This window comes from Spiroplasma taiwanense CT-1 (assembly GCF_000439435.1).
Taxonomy (GTDB): Bacteria; Bacillota_I; Bacilli_A; order Mycoplasmatales; family Mycoplasmataceae; genus Spiroplasma_A; species Spiroplasma_A taiwanense.
Window position 1 is genome coordinate 18,795 of the sequence record NC_021846.1, and the last position, 23,177, is coordinate 41,971.

31 protein-coding genes, 1 pseudogene and 1 other annotated feature are annotated in these 23,177 nt (G+C 25.1%); all 32 genes and pseudogenes read left to right on the plus strand.

The genetic code is table 4. From position 1 onward, the window contains the following. Positions 1-14 precede the first annotated feature (14 nt). The 32 genes and pseudogenes from dusB to rplL all read left to right on the plus strand — a co-directional run bounded on the left by dusB (position 15) and on the right by rplL (position 23,125). The gene (gene dusB / locus STAIW_RS00080; protein WP_020833853.1) at positions 15-986 is read left to right on the plus strand and encodes a tRNA dihydrouridine synthase DusB; all 972 of its coding nucleotides are present in this window, start codon (positions 15-17) and stop codon (positions 984-986) included. 11 nt (positions 987-997) lie between these two features. Further along, positions 998-2,509 carry a lysine--tRNA ligase gene (lysS, locus tag STAIW_RS00085; protein ID WP_020833854.1) on the plus strand — a complete coding sequence of 504 codons (1,512 nt, stop codon included), beginning with the start codon at positions 998-1,000 and terminating at the stop codon, positions 2,507-2,509. Further along, positions 2,509-3,513, plus strand: a complete 1,005-nt coding sequence (locus tag STAIW_RS00090) for a class-II aminoacyl-tRNA synthetase family protein (protein WP_020833855.1) — start codon at positions 2,509-2,511, stop codon at positions 3,511-3,513. Before lysS ends, STAIW_RS00090 begins: the two co-directional genes overlap by 1 nt. Positions 3,514-3,536: 23 nt before the next feature. Beyond that, complete coding sequence (locus tag STAIW_RS00095; RefSeq protein ID WP_020833856.1) at positions 3,537-4,166, plus strand: IspD/TarI family cytidylyltransferase; 630 nt, start codon at positions 3,537-3,539, stop codon at positions 4,164-4,166. A gap of 104 nt (positions 4,167-4,270) precedes the next feature. Further along, positions 4,271-4,759 carry a 30S ribosomal protein S6 gene (gene rpsF / locus STAIW_RS00100; protein WP_236608523.1) on the plus strand — a complete coding sequence of 163 codons (489 nt, stop codon included), beginning with the start codon at positions 4,271-4,273 and terminating at the stop codon, positions 4,757-4,759. 16 nt (positions 4,760-4,775) lie between these two features. Next, the gene (locus tag STAIW_RS00105) at positions 4,776-5,228 is read left to right on the plus strand and encodes a single-stranded DNA-binding protein (protein WP_020833858.1); all 453 of its coding nucleotides are present in this window, start codon (positions 4,776-4,778) and stop codon (positions 5,226-5,228) included. Positions 5,229-5,242: 14 nt separating this feature from the next. Beyond that, entirely contained in the window at positions 5,243-5,464 is a 222-nt protein-coding gene (rpsR, locus tag STAIW_RS00110; RefSeq protein ID WP_020833859.1) for a 30S ribosomal protein S18, read from the plus strand. 60 nt (positions 5,465-5,524) lie between these two features. Further along, the gene (gene rplI / locus STAIW_RS00115) at positions 5,525-5,971 is read left to right on the plus strand and encodes a 50S ribosomal protein L9 (RefSeq protein WP_020833860.1); all 447 of its coding nucleotides are present in this window, start codon (positions 5,525-5,527) and stop codon (positions 5,969-5,971) included. A 29-nt stretch (positions 5,972-6,000) separates the two neighbouring features. Then, positions 6,001-7,329 (plus strand): replicative DNA helicase, encoded by a 1,329-nt coding sequence (gene dnaB / locus STAIW_RS00120; protein WP_041618910.1) that lies wholly within the window; start codon positions 6,001-6,003, stop codon positions 7,327-7,329. A gap of 49 nt (positions 7,330-7,378) precedes the next feature. Beyond that, entirely contained in the window at positions 7,379-8,737 is a 1,359-nt protein-coding gene (locus STAIW_RS00125) for a hypothetical protein (RefSeq protein WP_020833862.1), read from the plus strand. 70 nt (positions 8,738-8,807) lie between these two features. Further along, a complete protein-coding gene (locus tag STAIW_RS00130; protein ID WP_020833863.1) occupies positions 8,808-10,265 on the plus strand; it encodes a hypothetical protein in 1,458 nt (485 codons plus the stop codon). Further along, positions 10,246-10,941, plus strand: coding sequence for a uracil-DNA glycosylase (locus tag STAIW_RS00135; protein ID WP_020833864.1), 696 nt, complete (start codon positions 10,246-10,248; stop codon positions 10,939-10,941). Before STAIW_RS00130 ends, STAIW_RS00135 begins: the two co-directional genes overlap by 20 nt. 12 nt (positions 10,942-10,953) lie before the next feature. Next, complete coding sequence (locus tag STAIW_RS00140) at positions 10,954-11,850, plus strand: ECF transporter S component (RefSeq protein ID WP_020833865.1); 897 nt, start codon at positions 10,954-10,956, stop codon at positions 11,848-11,850. A gap of 25 nt (positions 11,851-11,875) precedes the next feature. Beyond that, positions 11,876-13,207, plus strand: coding sequence for a cysteine--tRNA ligase (gene cysS, locus STAIW_RS00145; RefSeq protein WP_020833866.1), 1,332 nt, complete (start codon positions 11,876-11,878; stop codon positions 13,205-13,207). Next, positions 13,208-13,927, plus strand: coding sequence for a 23S rRNA (guanosine(2251)-2'-O)-methyltransferase RlmB (rlmB, locus tag STAIW_RS00150; protein ID WP_020833867.1), 720 nt, complete (start codon positions 13,208-13,210; stop codon positions 13,925-13,927). It abuts the gene before it with no gap. A 19-nt stretch (positions 13,928-13,946) separates the two neighbouring features. Next, complete coding sequence (locus STAIW_RS00155) at positions 13,947-14,165, plus strand: hypothetical protein (protein WP_020833868.1); 219 nt, start codon at positions 13,947-13,949, stop codon at positions 14,163-14,165. 438 nt (positions 14,166-14,603) lie between these two features. Further along, entirely contained in the window at positions 14,604-14,762 is a 159-nt protein-coding gene (gene rpmG / locus STAIW_RS05855; protein ID WP_084676551.1) for a 50S ribosomal protein L33, read from the plus strand. A 2-nt stretch (positions 14,763-14,764) separates the two neighbouring features. Then, positions 14,765-15,214, plus strand: coding sequence for a preprotein translocase subunit SecE (gene secE, locus STAIW_RS05515; RefSeq protein WP_020833869.1), 450 nt, complete (start codon positions 14,765-14,767; stop codon positions 15,212-15,214). A 12-nt stretch (positions 15,215-15,226) separates the two neighbouring features. Next, a complete protein-coding gene (gene nusG, locus STAIW_RS00165; protein WP_020833870.1) occupies positions 15,227-15,850 on the plus strand; it encodes a transcription termination/antitermination protein NusG in 624 nt (207 codons plus the stop codon). Between the two features lie 53 nt (positions 15,851-15,903). After that, complete coding sequence (locus STAIW_RS00170) at positions 15,904-16,416, plus strand: peptidylprolyl isomerase (RefSeq protein ID WP_020833871.1); 513 nt, start codon at positions 15,904-15,906, stop codon at positions 16,414-16,416. A 100-nt stretch (positions 16,417-16,516) separates the two neighbouring features. Next, entirely contained in the window at positions 16,517-16,951 is a 435-nt protein-coding gene (gene rplK / locus STAIW_RS00175) for a 50S ribosomal protein L11 (protein ID WP_020833872.1), read from the plus strand. A gap of 2 nt (positions 16,952-16,953) precedes the next feature. Further along, positions 16,954-17,640 carry a 50S ribosomal protein L1 gene (gene rplA, locus STAIW_RS00180; protein WP_020833873.1) on the plus strand — a complete coding sequence of 229 codons (687 nt, stop codon included), beginning with the start codon at positions 16,954-16,956 and terminating at the stop codon, positions 17,638-17,640. An 81-nt stretch (positions 17,641-17,721) separates the two neighbouring features. Next, positions 17,722-17,883 (plus strand): hypothetical protein, encoded by a 162-nt coding sequence (locus STAIW_RS06105; RefSeq protein WP_020833874.1) that lies wholly within the window; start codon positions 17,722-17,724, stop codon positions 17,881-17,883. A 12-nt stretch (positions 17,884-17,895) separates the two neighbouring features. Beyond that, positions 17,896-18,747 carry a zinc-binding dehydrogenase gene (locus STAIW_RS00185; protein ID WP_020833875.1) on the plus strand — a complete coding sequence of 284 codons (852 nt, stop codon included), beginning with the start codon at positions 17,896-17,898 and terminating at the stop codon, positions 18,745-18,747. Between the two features lie 41 nt (positions 18,748-18,788). After that, on the plus strand, positions 18,789-19,289 hold the full coding sequence (locus STAIW_RS00190; RefSeq protein ID WP_020833876.1) for a MerR family transcriptional regulator: 501 nt from the start codon (positions 18,789-18,791) through the stop codon (positions 19,287-19,289). Then, complete coding sequence (locus tag STAIW_RS00195; protein ID WP_041618745.1) at positions 19,214-20,008, plus strand: Cof-type HAD-IIB family hydrolase; 795 nt, start codon at positions 19,214-19,216, stop codon at positions 20,006-20,008. Before STAIW_RS00190 ends, STAIW_RS00195 begins: the two co-directional genes overlap by 76 nt. A gap of 97 nt (positions 20,009-20,105) precedes the next feature. Beyond that, entirely contained in the window at positions 20,106-20,285 is a 180-nt protein-coding gene (locus STAIW_RS06780; RefSeq protein ID WP_408640665.1) for an HAD family hydrolase, read from the plus strand. Then, positions 20,276-20,626, plus strand: a complete 351-nt coding sequence (locus STAIW_RS00200; protein WP_020833878.1) for a hypothetical protein — start codon at positions 20,276-20,278, stop codon at positions 20,624-20,626. The genes STAIW_RS06780 and STAIW_RS00200 overlap by 10 nt, the downstream gene beginning before the upstream one ends. A gap of 41 nt (positions 20,627-20,667) precedes the next feature. Continuing rightward, complete coding sequence (locus STAIW_RS06405) at positions 20,668-20,796, plus strand: HAD hydrolase family protein (protein ID WP_236608527.1); 129 nt, start codon at positions 20,668-20,670, stop codon at positions 20,794-20,796. A gap of 101 nt (positions 20,797-20,897) precedes the next feature. After that, a pseudogene (locus STAIW_RS06770) lies at positions 20,898-21,822 on the plus strand (aldo/keto reductase). Between the two features lie 189 nt (positions 21,823-22,011). Beyond that, positions 22,012-22,167 (plus strand) — a sequence feature (ribosomal protein L10 leader region). Between the two features lie 29 nt (positions 22,168-22,196). Next, positions 22,197-22,697: a 50S ribosomal protein L10 gene (gene rplJ, locus STAIW_RS00210; RefSeq protein ID WP_020833879.1), complete on the plus strand. Its 501-nt coding sequence runs from the start codon at positions 22,197-22,199 to the stop codon at positions 22,695-22,697. A 59-nt stretch (positions 22,698-22,756) separates the two neighbouring features. Continuing rightward, positions 22,757-23,125 carry a 50S ribosomal protein L7/L12 gene (gene rplL, locus STAIW_RS00215; RefSeq protein ID WP_020833880.1) on the plus strand — a complete coding sequence of 123 codons (369 nt, stop codon included), beginning with the start codon at positions 22,757-22,759 and terminating at the stop codon, positions 23,123-23,125. The last annotated feature ends 52 nt before the right edge of the window (positions 23,126-23,177 follow it).

Here is a 23,177-nt window from a genome sequence, read left to right on the forward strand (position 1 = left end):
AAGAGTGTAGGATAATGAAAATTAAAGATATAAAAATAAAGGGAAAAGTTTTTTTAGGTCCAATGGCAGGAACTACAAATGCAGCATTTAGAATAATTTGTAAAGAAAAAGGTGCATCTTTAGTTTATGCTGAAATGGTTAGTACAGAAGGATTAGTTCATAATAATAAAAAGACTAAAACTATGATTGAAGTTTCTAATTTAGAACATCCAATAAGTTTACAAATTTTTGGTTTTGATACAAATTCTTTTGTTGAAGGTGCAAAAATTGTAGAAGAGTTTTCGAAATGTGACATAATTGATATAAATATGGGTTGCCCTGCTCCAAAGGTGGCTCTTAGAAGTCAAGCTGGAGCAAACTTATTAAAATTTCCTGAAAGAGTTGGTGAAGTAATAAGAGCCGTTGTTGATAATACATCTAAACCGGTTACAGTTAAAATGAGAATTGGTTGGGATGATGAAAATAGAAATGTTGTAGAGCTAGCAAAAATTGCAGAAAAAAATGGAGCAAGTGCAATTGCAGTACATGGAAGAACAAGAAATCAATTTTATACAGGTAAGGCAGATTGAACTTGAATTAAAAAAGTTAAAGAAGCAGTTAATATTCCAGTTATTGGAAATGGAGATGTTTTTGATGGTCCTACAGCAAAAAAAATGTTAGAAGAAACAGGTTGTGATGGAATTATGATAGCAAGGGCAGCACAAGGAAATCCATGAATTTTTAGAGAAATTCAATACTTTTTGGAGACTGGAAAAAATTTAGAAAAACCGTCTTTTAATGAATGAAAAGAAACAGTTTTAAGACATGCGAATTTATTAATTGAAATGCGTGGAGAAGAATTTGCAATAAAGGAAATGAGAAAACAACTTCTTTGATATATTGCAAATTTAGGAAATAATCAAAATACTAAAGATATGAAACAAAAAGCAGTTCAAATAAATTCTTTAAAAAATATTGAGGAAATATTTGAATTATATGAAAACTAGTGGAGGTTAAGATGAAAGATATTTTTGAAAGAAATTTCTCAGAGCAGGAATTAGTCAGAAGAAAAAAATTAGAAAAATTAATTGAAAAAAATAGAAACCCATTTATTGAAAATAGTTTTGAAAAAAATTATACAATTTCTGAACTTTTTGAAAAATTTAATAATTTTTCAAAAGAAGAATTAAATTTAAAAGATAATGAAAATATTTTAATAGCAGGAAGAATTAGATTATTTAGAGAAGCTGGAAAAAAAGCTATTTTTGCAAATATTCAAGATCAAAATTCAATAATTCAAATTTATATTAGACAAGATGAAATTGGAGAAGAAGAATTTGAATACTTTAGAGATTTAGATTTAGGAGATATAATAGGAATTACAGGAACTATGATGAAAACAGATCATGGCGAATTAACAGTAAGAATAAAAAAATATATTTTATTAACAAAAGCATTAAAACCACTTCCAGATAAACACGCAGGAATTGTAGATGTAGAAGAAAAATATAGAAGAAGATATGTAGATCTTATTATGAATCCAGAGACAAAAAAAATTTTTATAGGAAGAAATAAAATTATAAGAACAATTCAAACATATTTGGATAACAAAGGTTATATGGAAGTTGAGACTCCTATATTACAATCTCTTAGAGGAGGAGCAGCAGCAAAACCATTTATAACACATTATAATGCTCTAGATAATGATTTTTATTTAAGAATTGCAACAGAATTACATCTAAAAAGATGTATTGTTGGTGGTTTTGAAGGAGTATATGAAATTGGAAGACTTTTTAGAAATGAAGGAATAAGTACTAGACATAATCCAGAATTTACTTCAATTGAAATTTATGTTGCCTATAAAAATATGATTTTCTTAATGGATTTATGTGAAGAACTATTTAGGAAATGTTCTTTGGAAGTTAGAAATACAACAAAAATTAATTATGGTGGTTTTGAATTAGATTTATCAAAACCTTTTAAAAGATGACACATGGTGGATGCAATAAAAGAAGTTTGTAATGTTGATTTTTGAAAAAAAATGACATATCAAGAAGCTTTAAAAATTGCAAAGAAACATAACATAAACGTTGAAAAACATCATTTCTCTGTAGGCCATATAATAAATTTATTTTTTGAAGAATTTGTAGAACAAAAAATTATTGAACCAACTTTTATTTGAGGACATCCAAGAGAAATTTCTCCTCTTTCAAAATTAAATTCAGAGGATTCAAGATTCACTGATAGATTTGAATTGTTTATAATTAAACGTGAATATGCGAATGCTTTTGCTGAATTAAATAACCCTATAGAACAATTTGATAGATTTGTAGATCAAATTAAAGAAGCAGAAGCTGGTAATGATGAAGCTACAGATATGGATATTGATTTTATTGAAGCATTAGAATACGGAATGCCTCCAACTGGAGGAATAGGAATAGGAATAGATAGATTAGTTATGTTACTAACTAATTCAGAATCAATTAAAGATGTTTTGCTGTTTCCACAAATGAAACCAAGAGGCAAATAATGAAATTTGGAATTACTTTAGGATATGTTTCAAAATTGAATATTGGAGAAACTATTGAAGGAATTGAGATTATAAATGAATTGCTTAATTCTAACTTAAAAAAACAATTTAGCTTAATTTCTGTAAAAAGTGGATTAGTTACAAATAAACAAACTTGATTAAATGATGATTTTCAACAAACAAAAAGACCAATAGACTTTGATATTATAAGTCAAAGTGCTTATGGAGAAATAATTCAAGCAAATAATAAATGAAGAAGGTATTTTTTGATGTTATTGGAAAATATTAATCCTAAAAAAGGTATAATAACAAATTTTACAACTGTTAATAGAGATGTAAAGGTTGATAATGTAAATTCAATAGTTTTTGAAGAAGTTGGTTTAGAAATACTTGCTAATGATATTAATATTGAAATCTTAAATGATTATTTAATTAGTATATATAAACTTTTTTGTAAAATTGATAATCATATTTCAAGTAAATTTTCTTCGTTAAGTAACTTTCATTTCTCTAAAAAATTAACTTTTATTACATATAAAAAATTAAAAGAATTATATCCTTTACTAACTTTTAATGAAAGATTAAATAAATTTGCAAAAGATAATGGAAGTTTTGTAATACAGGATTATGCAGAAAAGGTTTTAGGTCAAAAAAATATGACTCAGTTTTCGGAGGATGTTTTTAATTTAAAAACTTATTCAAAATTATATATTTATAATGGTGAATGTGAAAAAGCAATATCATTAGTTTATGCAGGCTATCAAGTGGACAGAAAAATTTTAAAAGAACAAAATAAAATTTTAAAAGAAAATTCAAAAAATATGAATGAGTATAATCATTTAATTAAATCAAATGAATTGCCATTAACTTTATCAATAGGAATTTTAACAAATAGGTTTATAATGACTTTATTAGAAAAACAACATATAGGAGAAGTTCACTCATCAATATGAAGCAATGATTTTATTTCTTATTGTAGAGTAAATGGAATTAAAATTTTCTAATATGGATTATAAAGGAAAATAAAATGATTAGTTTAATTATAGTTGCAAATGGATCAAGTGTAAGATTTGGAGAAAATAAGATGCTTGTTAAATTAAAAGACGAGTTTTTAATTTTAAAAACAATAAAAAACTTTTTAGATTTTAATGAGATAGATCAAATTATTTTAGTTTCAAATGATCAAATATTTAATGTTGTAAATTTAAAAGAAGTGGAAAAGGTTTATGGTGGTTTAACAAGATCTGAATCAGTTCAAAAAGGATTAGAAAAAGTAAGAAATGATTTTGTAATAATTCATGATGGAGCTAGACCATTTACTTCAAAAAAGTTAATAAAAAAACTAATTCAAAATTTAAAACCAAATATTGCTGTAATTCCCATTTTAAAGATTACAAATTGTTTAAAAAAAATTTCAAATAATAAAATAAAAACAGTTGATAGAGAACAATATTTTATTTCACAAACACCACAAGGTTTTTATACAAAACTTATAATTGATTGTTACAAAAATTTTAATAGAGATTGATTTGATGATAGTCAAGCAATTGAAGAAAATAATGGAAAATTAATTTTAATTGAAGGTGATAAAAAGAACATTAAAATAACTTTTAAAGAAGATATAGAAACTAATTTATTTTTTGCAAAAAAGATGTAGAATTAGTTTTTTTATTTTTATGTTTTGCTATATAATTAATAGGTGAGTTAATTTTTTATTAACTCCTTGCCTTTTTTAGGCCAATAGACCATAAGGAGAATTAAATGATGATAAGAAAATACGAAGTAATGTATATTATTGATAAAGATGCAACTGATTTAAAAGGAGTTCAAAAAAAATTAAACGATATACTTACTGCTAATAATGGAAAAATTTTGGAATCTGAAGAGTGAGGATTAAAGGAATTTGCATACGAAATTAAAAAAAAGAAAAGTGGATATTATTTTGTATTGATAGTTGAAACAGATTCAGCGAATATTAATGAGTTTGAACGTGTTTCAAGAATTGATAAAAATATTGTTAGAAATTTGGTTATTAATACAGAAAATGAAAAAAAATACATTCAATCAACAAAATTATCTAAAACAGATATGTCTAAATTTAAAGAAGAAAAAAGACCATCAAGAGGATTTGAAAAAAGAATGTCACCTAAAAGAGAAAATAATACAGGTGATAGTGAAACTAAAACACCAGCAACAAATTCAGAAGAAAAAAGTTTAAAAAAAATTACTACTTCAAAAGTAGAAGAGTAATTTTAAGGAGGCCACTATGAATTCAGTTATTTTAATTGGAAGGATTACACAAGATCCTGAGTTAAGAAATTCTTCAAATGGAAAATCATTTGTAGCATTTACATTGGCTGTGAATGAATTTTCAGAAGGTAATCAATTTACTCAATTTATACCTTGCTTTGCATGAGAAAAAACTGCTGAAAATTTAGCAAAATTTGTTAAAAAGGGTGCTCAAATTTCAGTAGAGGGTTCAATTAACGTAAGAAGAGAAAATAATAATGGACAATTTACTCAAATTATTACAGTTAGAGCAAATAGAATTCAATTTTTAGGAAGTTCAAGTTCATCAGGAGTACCAAAATCGGATAACTTTAGCGGTCAAAACACAACTTCATTAAACCAACAACCTACAAATAATTTTGATTTTGACTTAATGGATGAACCAAAGTCAATTGTTGGAGATGATGATTCAATACTATGAGAAGATTAAAATAGGAGAAGAAAATGAAAAAATTTGTTAGAAGAAAAAAAGTTAATTTTTTTGCAAAAAATAATATTGATTATATTGATTATAAAGATGTCGAATTATTGAAGAAATTTATTTCTTCAAATGGACAAATTTTACCAAAAAGAATTACTGGTACATCACCAAAACATCAAAGAATGTTGGCGATTGCTATTAAAAGATCAAGAAGTATGGGATTGCTTCCTTTTGTAGTACAATAATTTTTAAACACCAAAGAGGTGTTTTTTTATTTGTTTGTTATAATTAATAAGGTGATTAGTATGAAAGTAATATTATTAAATGACGTAAAAAATTATGGAAAAAAAGATGAAATTGTTGATGTTGCAGATGGGTATGCACAAAACTATTTAATTCCAAAAAAATTAGCTATTATTGCAACAAAAGACGATTTAAGCCATTTAAATGTTAGAAAAAATAAGGAAGAAGAAGAAAAAAGAAAACAATTTGAAGAAGTAAAAAAAGTTAAAGAAAAAATTGATTTAATTCAATTAAATTTTAAGATTAAAGTAAAAGATAATAAAACTTTTGGTTCCATTTCTTTAATTCAAATTGAAGATAGACTAAAAAAAGAATTTGATTTAGATATTGATAAAAGAAAGTTTGAGAAACATGAAGCATTAAATAAAATAGGTTTATTTTATTTAAAAATAAAGTTAAATTTTAATTTAATTGCAATACTGAAAGTTTTAATAGAAGGAATTGAGTAAAAATGGTGAGTAATATAGAATTCAATAATATGGAAAGTGTTTTAATTGATTCTGAAAAAGCTGTTTTAGCAATAGCGATGCATTCGCCAAAAGCAAGTTTTGATATATTAACTCAATTGAATGCTGAGGATTTTTGTTTAGAAAAACATGCATTACTATTTGAAGCAATTAATGCAGTTTCTCAAAATAGCCAAAGCATTTCTATTACAAAAATAGCTGACTATTTAGAAGAAAAAAAAATACTAGAAAAGATTGGAGGCATAGCATATTTATCCGATATTTCTGGTTATTTTTATACTGATGAAGGATTTGAAGATTATGTTCAAATTGTCTTTAAAAATTCCATTGGTAGACAATTGGATAGAGCAATAATTCATATAAAACAATTGAGAGAAAGTCATTCACCAATTGATGAGGTTTTTTTAGTAGCTCAACAAAAAATATTGAATATAAAAACGGATATTAAAAAAGATGATGCAACTGAAATTAAACAAACTGTCATAGAAGTTATTAAAAAAATTCAATTTTTGGAAAAAAATGGTGGTTTAATAAATGGTATTCCTTCTGGGATTTCTGATTTAGATCAAATTACAAATGGATGACAAAAAGGAGATTTTATAATACTTGCTGCCCGACCTTCAATGGGTAAAACAGCATTTGCTCTAAATTTAGCAGTAAATGCGGCTGAAAGACAAAAAGGCGTTGCGTTTTTTTCATTAGAAATGCCAAGAGAACAACTAGTTCAACGTATTTTGAGTTCAATTTCAGGAATTGATTCATCTTCATTAAGAAATGCACAAGGACTTACTCAAGAAAAATGATCAAGAATAACTGCTGGGGGAGAACAAATTAAAAATATGAACATAATTATAGATGATTCACCTGGTATTAATGTTTTGCAATTGCAATCAAAATTAAGAAAAATGAAAAGAGATTTTAATGTAGAAATTTGTTTTATTGATTATTTACAATTAATTTCTTCAATATCAAATAAATTAGATAGTAGACAAAATGAAGTGGCAGCAATTTCTAGACAATTAAAAAAAATTGCACGTGAATTAAATATGCCAATAATTTGTTTATCACAGCTTTCACGTAGTGTTGAAAAAAGAGAAGAAAAAACGCCTTTAATGTCGGATTTAAGAGACAGTGGAGCTATTGAACAAGATGCTGATATAATTATGTTTTTATATAGAGATGCTTATTATAAATCAAAAGAATATAATATGGAATCAGATAATCCTACTGATGAAACAGATATAATAATATCAAAACATAGAAATGGTGCAACAGGAGTAGTAAAAGTTAACTTTTTGAGAAGTTATGGTAAATTTATTGAGCAATCAAAAAACTCTTAATAAGTTTGTAAAATAATGTAGAATTATAATTAGAATTTGAGGTCTTAAAATGAAGAAATTATTATCTATTTTTGCAATTTCAACAATTATTAGTCCAGGAATTGTTGCTGTTGCTTCATGTAGCGTTCCAACTTCAAGTGTTTCTACCTTAGTTGATGGAAAAGAAAAATTTAAAATAAAAAGTGGAGATGATATTAAGGAAATTAGTTCAATTGATTTATTTTCAAATGAAAAAAGTAAAATGCTTTCTATTTTTACTATGCAAATTTTAGAAGCCTTGACATTTAGTGAAACAAAATATCAAAGTTCAGAAAAATTAAATGCTAAAAAAAAATCATTAGGAATTAATGGCTTGAACTTATCTCTTGAAAAATTAATTAATGAATCTTTTACCGAAGAAAATAATCTTCCAAAATTTACTGATAATACAAATGGTTCTTTTAAAGAAGCATATTTTTCAACAAATGATACAAAATTTTTATCTGTAAATTATAATATGAATATTAATTTAAGCGAAGATGCTTTGGATGAAAATGGAAAATGAGAATCAGAATTAGCAAGTACATATACGGGTGATTATTCAAAAGTAATGAAAGCAGATGCAAATTTTAATTCAGATGGAAAATTAGAAAATATAGAAAAATCAGATAAAGATGAAAATAAAAGATTAGATTATTTTTTAAACTTAACTTGATCCCAAGCTTATGAAGATTTATTTAAAAGTTCAAATTTGGAAAGTTTTAAAGATAAAGGTGTTTATACATTAGAAGAATCTCAAGCAAATGAACTATATGAAGTATTAAAAAATTTAACTGATCCAGTTGCTCAAGAATTGATTTCTATTGATAAGGATGTTTTTAAAACTATTCATTCTCAATTGAGAACTGTTAAGACAAAATTAAAAAATGGAATTCTAATGTTATCAAAATTTGATGAATCATTAGTTAATAATGATAAAGAAACTAAAATAATTCCATATGAAAAAGATAGTGAGGGTAATCAAACTAATAAAACTGAGTTTTTTAATTTACAAGAAGGTTGAGAATTTTTTGAAAATAGTTCAAAAAATTTACAAAGCAATGAAACTCTTATTTATGCAAAAGCGGATGTAGAAAATATACCAGAAATTAATTTTGAATTTGACTCTCAAAATTCAAAAGGTGATAAATTTAATATTAAAATTTCGGGATTAAATAATTTAATAGTTGGTTTTTCATTAATGGGAGCAAAAATTGGACAAACAACAAATGAAGACAAATCAAAAAAAGATGAAATGATTTATTGATATGAACCTGTAGTTTATCAATTTAATAAGACAACTATGTTTAAAGCAGGAATTGAAAATATGTTTGAAACATTAGATACAAAAAAAGTAAATATAATAGTAGAAAAAAATAATTTAACTTAGTGTCAATTAGGTATTTTAGAATTGGCAAAAATATGAGATAATATATAACAAGTTGAGGGAGAGTATTTCTATGAATTATTACATTAAGCTTGAAAATAATTACTATGAAATTGTAGATGGTAATACAAATAAAATAATTGCATCTTTTGTTGCTGAAGTTGATGCTCATAATTTTATTCAATCTCTTTTCAGTACTTTAAATAATCCACTTCAAAGACAACAACAATTTATTAATCCATATTTTCAATTTCCTATGGTGGCGCCTTTTGCGCCAGGACAAACATTACAACATAATAAACATTTTCCATTTATGGATAGAAATTTAGAAAATGGAGGGTTTATTGATTCAAATATACGAAATTGAAATGACAATTTAAATCAAAACTTAAAATATAAAAATCAAGAAGTTTTAAATAGTAATCAAAAATTTAGGAATGATGAAAACTATAATCATACTCAAAGATATTATGAAAGTAATCCACACTATAATGATTCAATTTTAAATAGGAATTATGAAAATTTAAACAATAAAGAGAATAATTTTAAGCATGATACTTATAATTCAAAAAATATAGATATAGCAACTGAAAATAGGAGAAAATTACAAAATCAATCCGAATATAATGTATCAGATGATATAAACAAAACAATTGAAGAAAAAAATGAAAACCAAAAAATAGATAAATATCAACAAGCAATTAACCCAAATTTAGAAAAAACCGCTTCAAATAATATAAAAAAAATAATTAACAATAAAATGGAAGAGCCAATAAATATTAATAGTAATTTTGAAGATAACTTAAAAGATATAAAAAATGATTTTTTAGAAAACAATTCTAATTTTGCTAAGGAAAAAAATTTTAAAAGTAAAAATAAGAAAAATGAAATATTTAATTTTTATAATAATAAAATTGAAGAAGAAAAGGATTCAATTGGTTTTTGAGATGGTGAAACAGACATCAACGAAAGCAAAAAATCTAAACTTCTTTTTGATGATGAATCTTTGGCAATTGATACAACTTTATTTGGTGATGATAAAATCGGGGCAATAATTCAACAGTCTAAAATTATTGTTAATAATACTGATGATGATAGTTTAGGTGAAACATCAGCTTATAATAAAATTAAAAATAAGAAATTGGATTTCAAAAATAAAAAAGATTTTTCACTTGATCTAAATAATATTACTTTACCAGAAGAAAATTTTATTTTTAATAGTGATGATATTCCTTTTACTACAGAAACTAAAATAACATCAAATGTGGGTAGTGGTATTAGAGAAGATTTTTCAGAAATACAAAGTTCAAATACATTAAAAAAAGAAGTTTTTAAAATTAAAAAAAATTCTGATTTAATTGATTTAGGACCAGTTGAAGAAGAAGATGAATTATATTCAACACCTAGAAAAGATGCTGAAAAAGATGATTTTGAGAATTTTAGTCTATCAAAAAAAGAAAAAAAGGAATTGAAAAAAATAAAGAAAAAAGAAGAAATATCTAAAAAAAGATATGAAAAGTTATTGAAATAAAACTGAAATATTTGAAAAAATTGATATTGAATGGATTCAAATATTTAAAAAAAATGGTATAAAAAATGATATTTTTTCAATTTTTTCTAAAATTAAAAATATTAATAATATTTTTCCTGAACCTCAGGAAATTTTTAGTGTTTTTAAACTAATAAAACCATCAGAGATTAAAGTTATTATATTAGGTCAAGATCCATATCATGGAGAAAATCAAGCAAATGGAATAGCATTTAGTGTTTCAAATAGAGTAAAAACTCCACCAAGCTTAAGAAATATTTTTAAAGAGTTAAAAAATGATTTAGGTATAAGCCATTTCGAAAATAATGATTTATCTATGTGAGTAAAGCAGGGAGTTTTTTTATTAAATACCTCATTAACTGTTGAAAAAGGATTGCCAAATTCACATAAGAATTTAGGTTGAAATAACGTTATCATTAAAATTCTTAAAGCTGTAAATGAATTTAATAATAATATTATTTATTGTTTATGGGGGAATTATGCAAAAAACCTATATAATAATCTTATAAATGGTGATAATAAGATTGAAAATTGCATATTTTCTTCTCATCCTTCACCATTTAGTTATAAAAATGGATTTGAAAATAGCAAACCATTTTCAAAAATTAATGACTTGCTAGTTAAGAAAAATCAAAAAGCAATTAATTGACAATTATAAGGAGTAAAAACTATGGAAAAAATAAGCAAATGGCTATTAGAAGGTAATAATTTAGCTTATGCCATGTCAGCTTTTATAGCGTTTTTTATATTTTTATATTTTATTTATAACGCTGGTTCATATTTAATTTTAAAAGAGAGATATCATGGAATTAGATTTACAACTAAAAATATAGCTTATATTACTATGTTTACTGCTATTAATGTTAGTGTTACTGTTGTTATTTCTCTTACTATTCCGATTACTGTTTTTCCTCCAATACGAATAGCATTTGAGGGTGTTATGGTAAAAATTACAGGATTTATTTTTGGTCCAATTATTGGTGTGCTTGTTGCTTTAATAACAGAAGTACTTGTAATGATTTTTGTACCATCTTTTATTCACCCAGCATTTATAATTGTAATTATTTGTTATGGTTTTATTGCAGGAATTGGTTCTAGTTTTTTAAGATTAGGAAAAGGATACAATTGAGTAACAATGAGTTTAATCAATGTATTTTTAATAATTTTTGCAGTATTTATGACATTTATTATTGATTCATACCAGGATTCTGTAAATATTATTGGTGATTGAAAAATATCAAGTGAAGCATATAAATGATTTTTCTTAGGCTCAATATTAATTTGTATTTTTGCTATTTGATTTTTTTATTTAGTTTTACTACTAAAGGGGCATCGTAAAACCTTACATGTATTATTGCCAATAATTTTATTTGCAACTGCTGCAGAATATTTAGTAACAGCATCTATTTCAGCATGAGGAGACGCGGGTTTTTTAGGAATTGAAGGAGGTTATGTAGCTATGTTTATTGGTAGACTAGCACAAGCACCTTTTAAAATTATCTATAACTCTGCTGTTTTATATTTTACTTATAGAGTTGTAGCACCTTTAATTAAAAGAGATAGATAAATTTTTATAACGGGGAGGAAATTCAATGAAATTATATGATTCATTGACAACAGAACTTAAAATGATAGATGTACCTAAGGTTTGCATTTACACTTGTGGACCGACTGTCTATGACTATATTCATATTGGTAATGCAAGACCATTAATTTTGACAGATTTAATTATCAAATACTTAGAACATAGAGAAATTAAATATAAATATCTGTTAAATATTACAGATATTGATGACAAAATTATAAAAAAGTCAATGGAAATGAATATTTCAGAAGAAAATCTTTCTCAAAAATATACAAAAGCTTTTTTAGAAGATTTAGAAGCTTTAAATATAACAAAACCAACGGATATTATCCCAATTTCTTCAAAAATAAATGAAATTTTAAAATTTATTAATGAGTTGATTGAAAAAGATTACGCATATGAAATAAAAGGGAATGTTTATTTTAATATTGCACGTTGGGAAAAAAAATATGGAAATCTTTCTAAACAGAATATCAATCAATTAGAGATTGGGAATAGAGTAGAAGAGGACTTAAATAAAAAAAACCCACAAGATTTTGTTTTATGAAAGAAAACATCAGAAGGGAAAAAGTGACTTTCAAAATGAAGCCTGGGTAGACCAGGATGACATACTGAATGTGCACTTTTAATTGATAACTACTTTAAAGCCCCTATAGATATTCATGTAGGAGGAATTGACTTAAAATTTCCACATCATGAAAATGAACGAATTCAATATTTAGCAAAAAATTTGAGAGAATTAAGCACAGTTTGATTACATAATGGGCATGTTTCTCTGGAAAATACGAAAATGTCAAAATCACTTAATAATACAATCTTAGTCAGAGATTTTATCAATGATTATGGAATTAATGTTTTGAGATATATATTTTTAAATTCAAATTATAAACAGCCATTAAATATAACTAAAGAATTAATTTTACAATCATCTGAATGAGTTGAAAAAGTTGATAATTTATTAAGAACAATTAATTGATTAACAAAAATCGGAGAAGTTATATTAACTAATAAAACTCCAATTGATGATAATTTTAATTCGCATAAATATATTACTCGTTTTAGAGCTTTTATTAAAGATGATTTAAATACACCTTTAATAATATCCTTAATAAACGAAATGACTAAAAACATAAATAAACAGTTAAAAAATAAAATGGTGGATTTGACTTATATAAAATTATTGACACTTTTAAAAATTTTAGGTTTTTCTTTTGAAATACCTAATTTATCAAAAAATGATGTAGAAATGATAAGAAAATGAAATGAATTAAAATTGGCAAAGAATTTTACTAAAGCTGATAAAATAAGAGAAATATTAAAAAAAGGAAAAATCATATAGATGAGAAATTATATTTATGGTAAAAAAATAGTTGAAAATGTTATAAAAAATTTTAGCAATCAAATTGTTAAAATTTATATTTTAAAAGGACATTCTTTTGAACAAGAAATATATTCAATTATTAAAAAAAATAATATAAAGTGATCTTCTGTTGAAAAAGGAAATTTTTTGAAAATAATAAAGGAAAAAATTAAACATCAAGGATATATTGCAGAGGTTAAAGAGTACCAGTATTGCGAACTTTCAAATATATACAATAATTCAAAGGAAAGACAAGTTATTTTAATTATAGATCAATTACAAGATCCACAAAATTTTGGGGCTATAATTAGAACTGCAAGTCTTTTTAATGTTGATGGTATTATTATTCAAGAAAATAATCAAGTAAAAGTAACACCAGCAGTAGTAAAGGCGTCTGTGGGAACAATTTACAACATACCAATTGTTAAAGTATCAAATTTAAAAGATGCTATAAATTCACTAAAAAATCAAGGATTTTGAATTTATAGTTCTTTTTTGGGGAAAGATAGCAAATCAATCAATGAAATAAATTTTGATAAAAAAACTGCTATCGTTATTGGAAATGAAGCAACAGGAATTTCAAAAAAAATTCTCAGTGTTTCAGATTTTAATTTTAAAATTGAAACAAGCAATGTTATAGATTCATTAAATGTATCTGTAGCAACAGGAATAATACTTTTTAAAATATCTGCTATCTAATTATTATAGAGAAAAAAGTATGAACTTTTCAGTTGAAAATATCATTTATGTAATATCAAAAAAATTATTTAAAGAGCAAGCAGAAAAAGTAGAAATTCAAATGCTTTCAAGAATAATCGTAAGTATAATTAATAAAGAATTTGTAAAAATGGACTTTTTAAGGATTGATAAAGAGGATTTAATAACAAATGTTTATTTAGCTTTATGTGAAGTAAAAAAAGATTTAATCCACAATTAAAAGTGCCATTAATTGCATATTCTTGTTTTATAGTTAAGCATAGAATATTAGATTATGTAAGGTATCTAAAACGTAAGAAAAATTAATTACATTACAACTTGTAAATAGTTACAGGGGAAATCTAATAAATCAACAAAGAACAGCTTTAGAAAGAGATAGTGACGAATATTCAATTGAGTTATATAATGATAACTTAGAATATAATAATTCACTTAAAATTATTGAATTATTTTTTGAAACTAAACCTACTAAGAGGGAAAAATCCATTATAAAATTATTAACACAAAACCTTAATAAAATTCAAATAATGAAATTATTAAATATTTCAAGATATGAAATAACAAAATGTCAAAAAAAATTAAAAAACTATTTTAATAGTTTATTATAGTGATTATCTAATATATAATAATTTGTAGGCTAATAGAAGAGAGTGTTCCTATGTCACAAATTAAAAAAAAAATAATCTTGGTTTGCACGGAATGCCTTTCAAGGAATTATTCAATTCAGAAAAGTAAAATTTCGCAACGAGAAAGATTAGAAATTAAAAAATATTGTAAAACATGTAATGAACATGTGTTACACAAGGAGACGAGATAATTATGAAAAGCAATGATAAAAATGAAATCTTAAAAGATGATAGCTTAAACAATCTTTCTGACAAGGATAAAAGAGCAAAACAAAGAAAATTAAAATTGGAAACTAAAATAGAAAAAAAGGCTTCCAAAGTGGCTATTAAACTTGAGAGAAAAAAAGAAATTAAAGAACTTTTCAATAAATTTGAAGGTCATGATGGAACACAAGAAGGAAAAGTAAAAGCAGCTAAAGATAAAAAAATAAAGAAACATAAAAATAAAGTTGACTATAAACTAACTTTTAAAGAAGCACCAGTTAAGTTTTTAAAAGAGATAAATAAAATTAAATGGTCTTCAAGGCAGAATTTAGGTACAAAATTTTTATGAGTTATTATATTTATTTTTATATTTGGAGCTTTCTTTTTCTTAGTTGATTGAGGATTACAAAGTTTATTTGTAGTAATTAAGATTATTTAGTAAGGAGTTTTTATGGAACAAGAATTTATTTTAGAAGAAGAACTAGCCTCTTATAGGGGACAATGATTTGTTTTAAATTGTAATAGTGGTCATGAAGATAGAGTAAGAGCAGATTTATTGCAAAAAATTGAAACATCAGGGTTGGAAGATAGAATATTTGATATTAGAATTTCAAAGGGGCCTATAGTTGGAAGTAATAATAAAGTCACTGAAAAAAATAAGTTTCCTGGTTATCTTTTTATAAATATGAATATGACAGATGAAACTTGATTTATTATTCGTAATACACCAGGTGTAACTGGTTTTATCGGGTCTTCTGGTAAAGGTGCAAAACCTTTGCCTTTAACAAGTGAAGAAGTTTCAAGAATGCTAGAACAAAATAATCAATCTTCAAAAAACAAGAAAAATTCAAAAGGAAATGCTAATCAACCAAAAAAAGAAAAAATTTTGTATGAAGCAAATTTTAATTCCAAAGATGTTGTTCTTGTTAAAGAGGGGCCGTTTGTCGGTACTGAAGGACAAGTTATAGAAATGGACTTGGAAAAAGGAATTGCGATTGTAAATATTGAATTATTTGGAAGGATTACACCAACAGAATTTGAATTTTCAAATTTAGAAATTGCATATAAAGGATAATAAAAGACTTTGATTAAAAGTCTTTTATTTTTAAGTTTTAGGAGAAAAATAATATGAAAAAAATAAAAGTAAAGATAGTATTAGAAGGTAATAGAGAAATAAATGTAGATTTATTTCCACAGCTTGCTCCGATTTCGGTTGAAAATTTTGTCAATTTAATAAAAATAAATTTTTTTGATGGCCTAATTTTTCATAGAGTAATTAAAAATTTTATGATTCAAGGAGGCGGAATGGATTTAAATTTAGTGGAAAAAGGAAATCTATCCCCAATCAAAGGAGAATTTTTAATAAATGGATGAAATAAAAATACTTCAAAGTTAAGTCATGAACCAGGTGTTTTATCTATGGCAAGAACAAATATATTTGATAGTGCTACTAGTCAATTTTTTATAGTTACAGGAGATGCAAAATTTTTGGACGGTCAATATGCAGCTTTTGGAAAAGTTAATGACCAAGAAAGTATGAAAGTAATTTTGGAAATTGAAAATGTTGAAACAGAAACAAAAAATTTTTTTGATGATGTTCCAAAGAAACCAATAATAATTAAAACTATTAATTTAATTTAGTTTATGTTATTATTATTAATGGCAGATTTTAATTGTGGAAGTATATCATACAAATGTATGTATTACGTTAGGACCACAGCGAAAACAGGAGGTGTTGTTCGTGGCAAAAAGAATCACACGTATAGCAAAATTAGAATTTATGGCAATGCAAGCTAAACCAGGAGCTGAATTAGCTTCACTTGGAATTAATATGCCTCAATTCACACAACAATTTAATGAAGCCACAAAAGAAAGAGCTGGTGAAATTGTTCCAGTAGTTATTACAGCATATGATGATAAATCATTTGATTTTGTTTTGAAAACTACTCCAGCAGCTTTTATGTTGAAAAAAGCAGTAGGTATTCAAAAAGGATCATCAAAATCAGGTTCTGAGGTTATTGCAACAATTACAGCAGATGAAATTAAGAAAATTGCAGAATATAAAATGGAAGACTTAAACGCAAATACAATAGATGCAGCAATGAGAATTATTGAAGGTTCAGCAAGAAACATGGGTATTAAAGTTACTGGTATGCCAGAAAAAGAAGGTAAATAATTATGGCAAAATTAAGTAAAAAAACAAAAGAAGTAAATAAAAAAGTTGATAAAGCAAAATTATACCCAGTTACTGAAGCTATTAAATTAGCAAAAGAAACTTCAATAACAAAATTTGATGCAACTGTGGAAATTGCATTTAACTTAAATGTTGATCCAAGACATGCAGATCAACAAATTAGGGGTGCTTTGGTAATGCCTGGTGGTACAGGAAAAACTCAAAGAGTTTTAGTTTTAACAAAAACAAAAATTAAAGAGGCCCAAGAAGCAGGAGCAGATTTTGTTGGTGCAGAAGATTTAATTCAAAAAATTGCAAAAGAAAATTGATTTGAATATGATGTAATTGTAGCAACTCCAGAAATGATGGCAGAATTGGGGAAAATTGGTAAGGTATTAGGACCAAAAGGGTTAATGCCAAATCCAAAAACAGGTACAGTTACAGTTGATGTAACCAAAGCATTAGATGAAATTAAAAAAGGTAAAGTTGAATATAGAACTGATAAAGAAGGTAATATTCATTCAATTTTAGGTAAAGTTTCTTTTAAAGAAGAAAATTTAATGAAAAATTTTTCTGCAATTCTTGATGTTATTAAAAAAGCTAAACCAGCTGCAGTTAAAGGAACATATATTAAAAACATTTCAGTTTCTACTACTATGGGACCTGGAATTAAAGTATTAATTGAAAATTAATCTCTATTAGGAGATTTTTTTTTCAAAAAACACTTGCATTAACCTAAGGTTAATCTTTTAAAATAATTTTGGAGGTAAAAAATGAGAGCAATAATAGTAAGTAAAAATAAAGAAAAAATTGTTGAACTAATTGAAAAAGAAAATATAACTAAAATAAATAATGATGAAGTTATTGTTAAAACATTGTATTGTAGTTTATGTCATAGTGATTTAACAACTGCTTCTGGAATCTTAGGAGATTAAACAGGAAAAACTGTGGGGCATGAATCAGTGGGAGAAATTATTAAGTTAGGGAATGAGGTAACAAATTTAAAAATTGGTGATATTGTGGCATTTCCTGCTGGACTACATAATGCATGTGGAAAATGTTATTTTTGTATAAATGAAGAGGAAGTATTTTGTGAAAATGCCACTTTTACAAGTTCAAGAGGTTATGGAACTATGCAAGATGAATGTATTGAGAAAGCCAGTTTTTGTGTAAAGGTTCCAGATGGAGTTAATTTAGCTCAGGCTTGCGTTATAACATGTGCAGGCTTAACAGTATATAAGGGTTTGAAAATAGCACAACCGAAACAAGGAGATTTTGTAGCAATTTATTGTATTGGTGGTTTGGGAAATATTGCAATTGAGTATGCAAAAAATATTTTTAAGACAAAAGTAATTGCAATAGGAAGCAATAAAAAAAGTTTAGAAATTGCCAAAGAAAAAGGAGCTGATTATATAATAAATTGGAAAGAAGAAAATGTTGATTATGCAATAAAAAAAATAACAAATAATGGAGTAGCGGTTGCTTTGGTAACAAGTTCAACAAGTGATCAATTTGAAATGGCTTATAGAAATTTAAAATCTGTTGGAAAATTAATTGCAATTGGATTACCAAAGGCTAAACTTGAAATTGATATAATTGATTTAGTTTTAACAGCAAAACAAATTATTGGAACCTTAGTTGGTACAAGAAAAGATCTTGAAGAATCACTAGATTATTTTTCAAAAGGATTAATTAATCCTGATTTAGTTGTTGAACCTTTAATTAAAGCACCTGAATACTTTAAATTGATGGAAGAAAATAAACTACATACAAGAATAGTTTTTGATTTTAATAAATAATTTATATTAAAATTAAATTAAGAATAAATGGAGTGAATTTTATGAGAAAAATTTATTTAAATGAAATTGCAAAGCATTTCAATATTCCAGAACATGTAATAAGGTTTTATCATAAAAAAGGATTAATTCCATATATGAAAATGGATCTAAATAATTATAGATATATTTTAGAAAAAGATATTGATTGATTTAATACAATTAGATGTTTAAAAAATACGGGAATGTCATTGAAAGAAATTGAAAAATATATTAAACTGGCAGAAATTGGTGATACAACTGTTTTAGAACGTCAAAATATGATAATTGTACAAAAAGAAATTGTTAATCAAAAAATAAAAGAATTAGAAAAACAAAAAAATTGATTGGATTATAAAATTGATTTCTATAATAAAAAAAATAATTTCCTAGAATACTTTATTAAAAATAAGTTGTTTATAATTAAGAAATATAGATGGAGAAAAGAAAAATGAAATGATGATTTTCAGATTATGACGGAACAATCAATTTGCAACATAATGATTATATTGATCCAAGGGATTTAAATTTCATAAATGAATGAATTAAAGAAGGTAATTATTTTGCAATTGCAACAGGAAGAATGGAAAATGAAATAGCACCTGTTTTAGAACGTCAAAATATAAAATGAAATTATATGGTTTGTAATAACGGAGCAGTTGTATATGAAAAAGGGGTAGGAGCAATTTTAAATGCATCAATCCCCATGAACTTAAGAACCGAAATTATAGAATTGTTTGAAGCAATTAGAAACAAATATATTTTAGGATATTGTATAAAAGATCAAAGAAGAGATTATTCAAAAGTAAGTACAAAAGAAATAGATAACAATGAATTTTTATCAAAATATGCACCAAAAGAAAATAATTTTGAAATTGGTAAAAACGAAATTTTGAACTCACCTGATTTAAATTTATTATATTTTTATATTAATGAAGATCAGGTAGAAGAAGTCAAAGAATTATTGAAAAATAAATTAATTGGTTGCAAAGCTGTAAGAACACATAAAAATGTAATCGAAATTATGAAAGAAGAAGTTTCAAAGGCACAAGCCATTAGAGAAATTCAAAAATTAAAAAATTTTTCATTAAATGATCTTTTAACTAGTGGAGATGGAGAAAATGATATTGAAATGTTAAGCATGACAAAAAATTCTTTTGCAATGAATGGTCATCAACCAGGAGTAGAAAAACATGCTACATTTTTAATTAATAATGTCTTTGAAATTAAAAATAAGATAAATTAGTATTGGAGACAAAAAAATAAAATGATGATTTTCAGATTATGACGGAACAATAAGTGTTCATTAAAATGAATTTTTAGAATCAAAAGATTTAGAATTTATTCATGATTGAAAAAAGGAGAATAAATTTATTATAGCAACAGGAAGATCAAAAAAAGAAGCTATAGAAATATTAAAAAGAAATAATTTAGATTTTGATTATTTAATTACAAATAATGGAGCTATTTTATATGATAAAAACCAAAATATATTAATTGAAAAACAATTAATATGGAAGTAAGAAAAATTTTGCTTGAAAAAATTGATTTATTAGAAGGAATTTGTGGAATAAAAATTGCAACAGCAAATGATAGATTAACATTATCAGGTATTGAAGAAAAACATAAAATTGAAAATTCCTTTATGTTTGATTTTTGGTATGATGTTAAGAATCAGTATAAAGAACTTAGAAATCTTATAGTAGAAGAAAAAACATTAAATAATATAGCATTTTATTCTTATGAAGAAAATATGGAATATATTAGAAGTTTATTCCAAAATATACCGGGAATAAAAATATTAAGAACAGCACATATAGTTTTAAAAATAATGAATGAAGAAGTTTCAAAAAAATTGGTGTAGATTATATTCAAAAAGAAAATTTAATAAGAAATGAAGATATTTTAACTAGTGGAGATGGAGAAAATGATGTTGAAATGCTAAAAGCATATAAAAATTCATTTGCAATGAAAAGTGAAAAGAAACTTGCAAAAAATCAGCAAAATATCTTATTGACAGAGTTAGAGATATAAAAAAATATTTATAATAATTTAATTAAATAGGAGGTTTAATAATTAATGAAAAAAGAATATTAGGAAAAGATTTGGAAGTTTCAGAAATTGGTTTAGGGTGTATGGGTTTATCTCAATCATTTCCAACAGAAGAAGAAGCAATTAATTTTTTACAAGAAGCATATAAAAGAGGAGTAACATTTTTCGATACTGCAGAAATTTATGGTCCTTTTGATAATGAAGAAATAGTTGGAAAAGCATTAAAACCATTTAGGGATAAAGTTATAATTGCCACAAAATTTGGTTTTGAATATGATGAAGTTTCTAAAAAAAGTATTGGTATTTGTAGTGATCCAAAATATATTAAAGAAAGAATAGAGGGGTCTCTAAAAAGATTACAAACTGATTATATCAATTTGTATTATCAGCATAGAGTTGATTCACAAACTCCAATTGAAGATGTTGCTAATTTAATGAAAGAATTGATTAAAAGCGGAAAAATTAGATATTGAGGTTTAAGTGAAGCTTCACCTGCAACAATTAGAAAAGCTCATAGTATTTGTCCAGTAACTGCACTTCAAAGTGAATATTCAATGTTTTTAGAGAAGTTGAAAAAGAAATATTACCACTTTTAGAAGAATTAAATATAGGTTTTGTTCCTTTTAGTCCATTGGGAAGAGGATTATTAACAGGCTCAATTAGTTTAAATCAAGAATTTGCTCCAGATGATTTTAGAAGTACAATTTCAAGATTTCAAAATAAGGATTATCTTGCAGCAAATTTAAAATTAGCCGATTATGTTATTGAGCTTGCAAAGAAAAAAACTCTACTCCTGCTGTCATTGCATTAGCATGATTATTGGCCCCAAAGAAATTTATTGTGCCAATTCCAGGAACAAAGAAAATTTCTAGATTGGAAGAAAATTTATCAGCAGGTGAAATTATTTTTTCACAAGAAGAATTAAATGAAATTAAAAAAGAATTAGAGAAAATTGAACTATTGGGAGAAAGATATAATGAAACTACAATGAAGTGAATTGATAAATAATATTTAGAATATAAAATCTATTATAAAAAATCATTAAAAAGTTATTGATAGATCATTTGAAATTATGAGTTATTGAATTTGATATAAAAATAATTAAGCTTATTTATTTCATATCTTATTTAAAATAATTTAATTGAATCAGAAAACGAATTGTTAAATAATATTTTTATATAACAATAATATGTTATTATATATATGCTATTCGTACCGAAGAAAGTAACTGGGAGTGCTCCCTTAATTTGTTACCGAGGAATGAAATTACATATATAAATTACAATTACCAGTTGTAATGTTTATTGTATTTTAATTGACCTCGGATTAAATCTGAGGTTTTATTTTGATAAAAAAAATAGTAAAAAAGGAGGTCGTATATAGTGACAAACGCAAGACCCGCTCATGCTAAAAAAAGTGAAATAGTTAAGGAAATATCTGAAAAAATCAAAAACTCTAAGGGTATGGTAATTGCAGAATATAAAAAATTAACTGTTGCACAAATGACAAGTTTAAGAAACAAAGCTCGTGAACAAGGTATTTTTATTAAAATTTATAAAGATTCGTTAGTTAGAAGAGCAGTTGAGGAATTAAAAATTCAAGGATTAGATGCTTTTTTAATTCAACAAAATATTTATATATTTTCAGAAGAAGAAGCATTATTACCTGCAAAATTAGTTGCAGACTTTGCTAAAAAAAATCCAGACTTAAAATTAAAAGCTGGTATTTATGAAGGAAATGTTATGGATACAGCAGCAATTACAGAAATTGCTCTACTTCCATCAAAAGAGGATTTATACTCAATGTTTGCTTCATCACTTATATATCCTTTACGTCAATTTATGTTGACTGTAAAAGAAATAGCAAAAACAAGATCAGAATAAAAAACAATTAAGTGTACAAATAGCAAATAATTCTTAAAAGAAAAAAAGGAGAAAAAATCATGGCAATAACAAAAGATGATATTATTAAAGCTTTAGAAGAAATGAAATTAACTGAATTAAATGATTTAGTTAAATCAATTGAAGAATATTTTGGAGTTGTAGCAGCAGCAGCAGTTGCAGCACCTGCTGATGGAGGAGGAGCTTCAGCAGCTCCAACAGAAGTGAGTGTTATGTTAACTAATCCTGGAGGAAATAAAGTTTCAGTAATTAAATTAGTTAAAGAAATGACAGGTTTAGGATTAATGGATGCTAAAAAATTAGTTGATGGTACTTTACCAGTTGCTATTAAAGAAAATGTAAAAGTTGAAGAAGCAGAAGAAATGAAAAAACAATTAGTGGAAGCAGGAGCTTCAGTAGATTTGAAATAAATAAAAATTATAAATGACCTTATTGGTCATTTTTTTTTGAAAGGAGTAATTA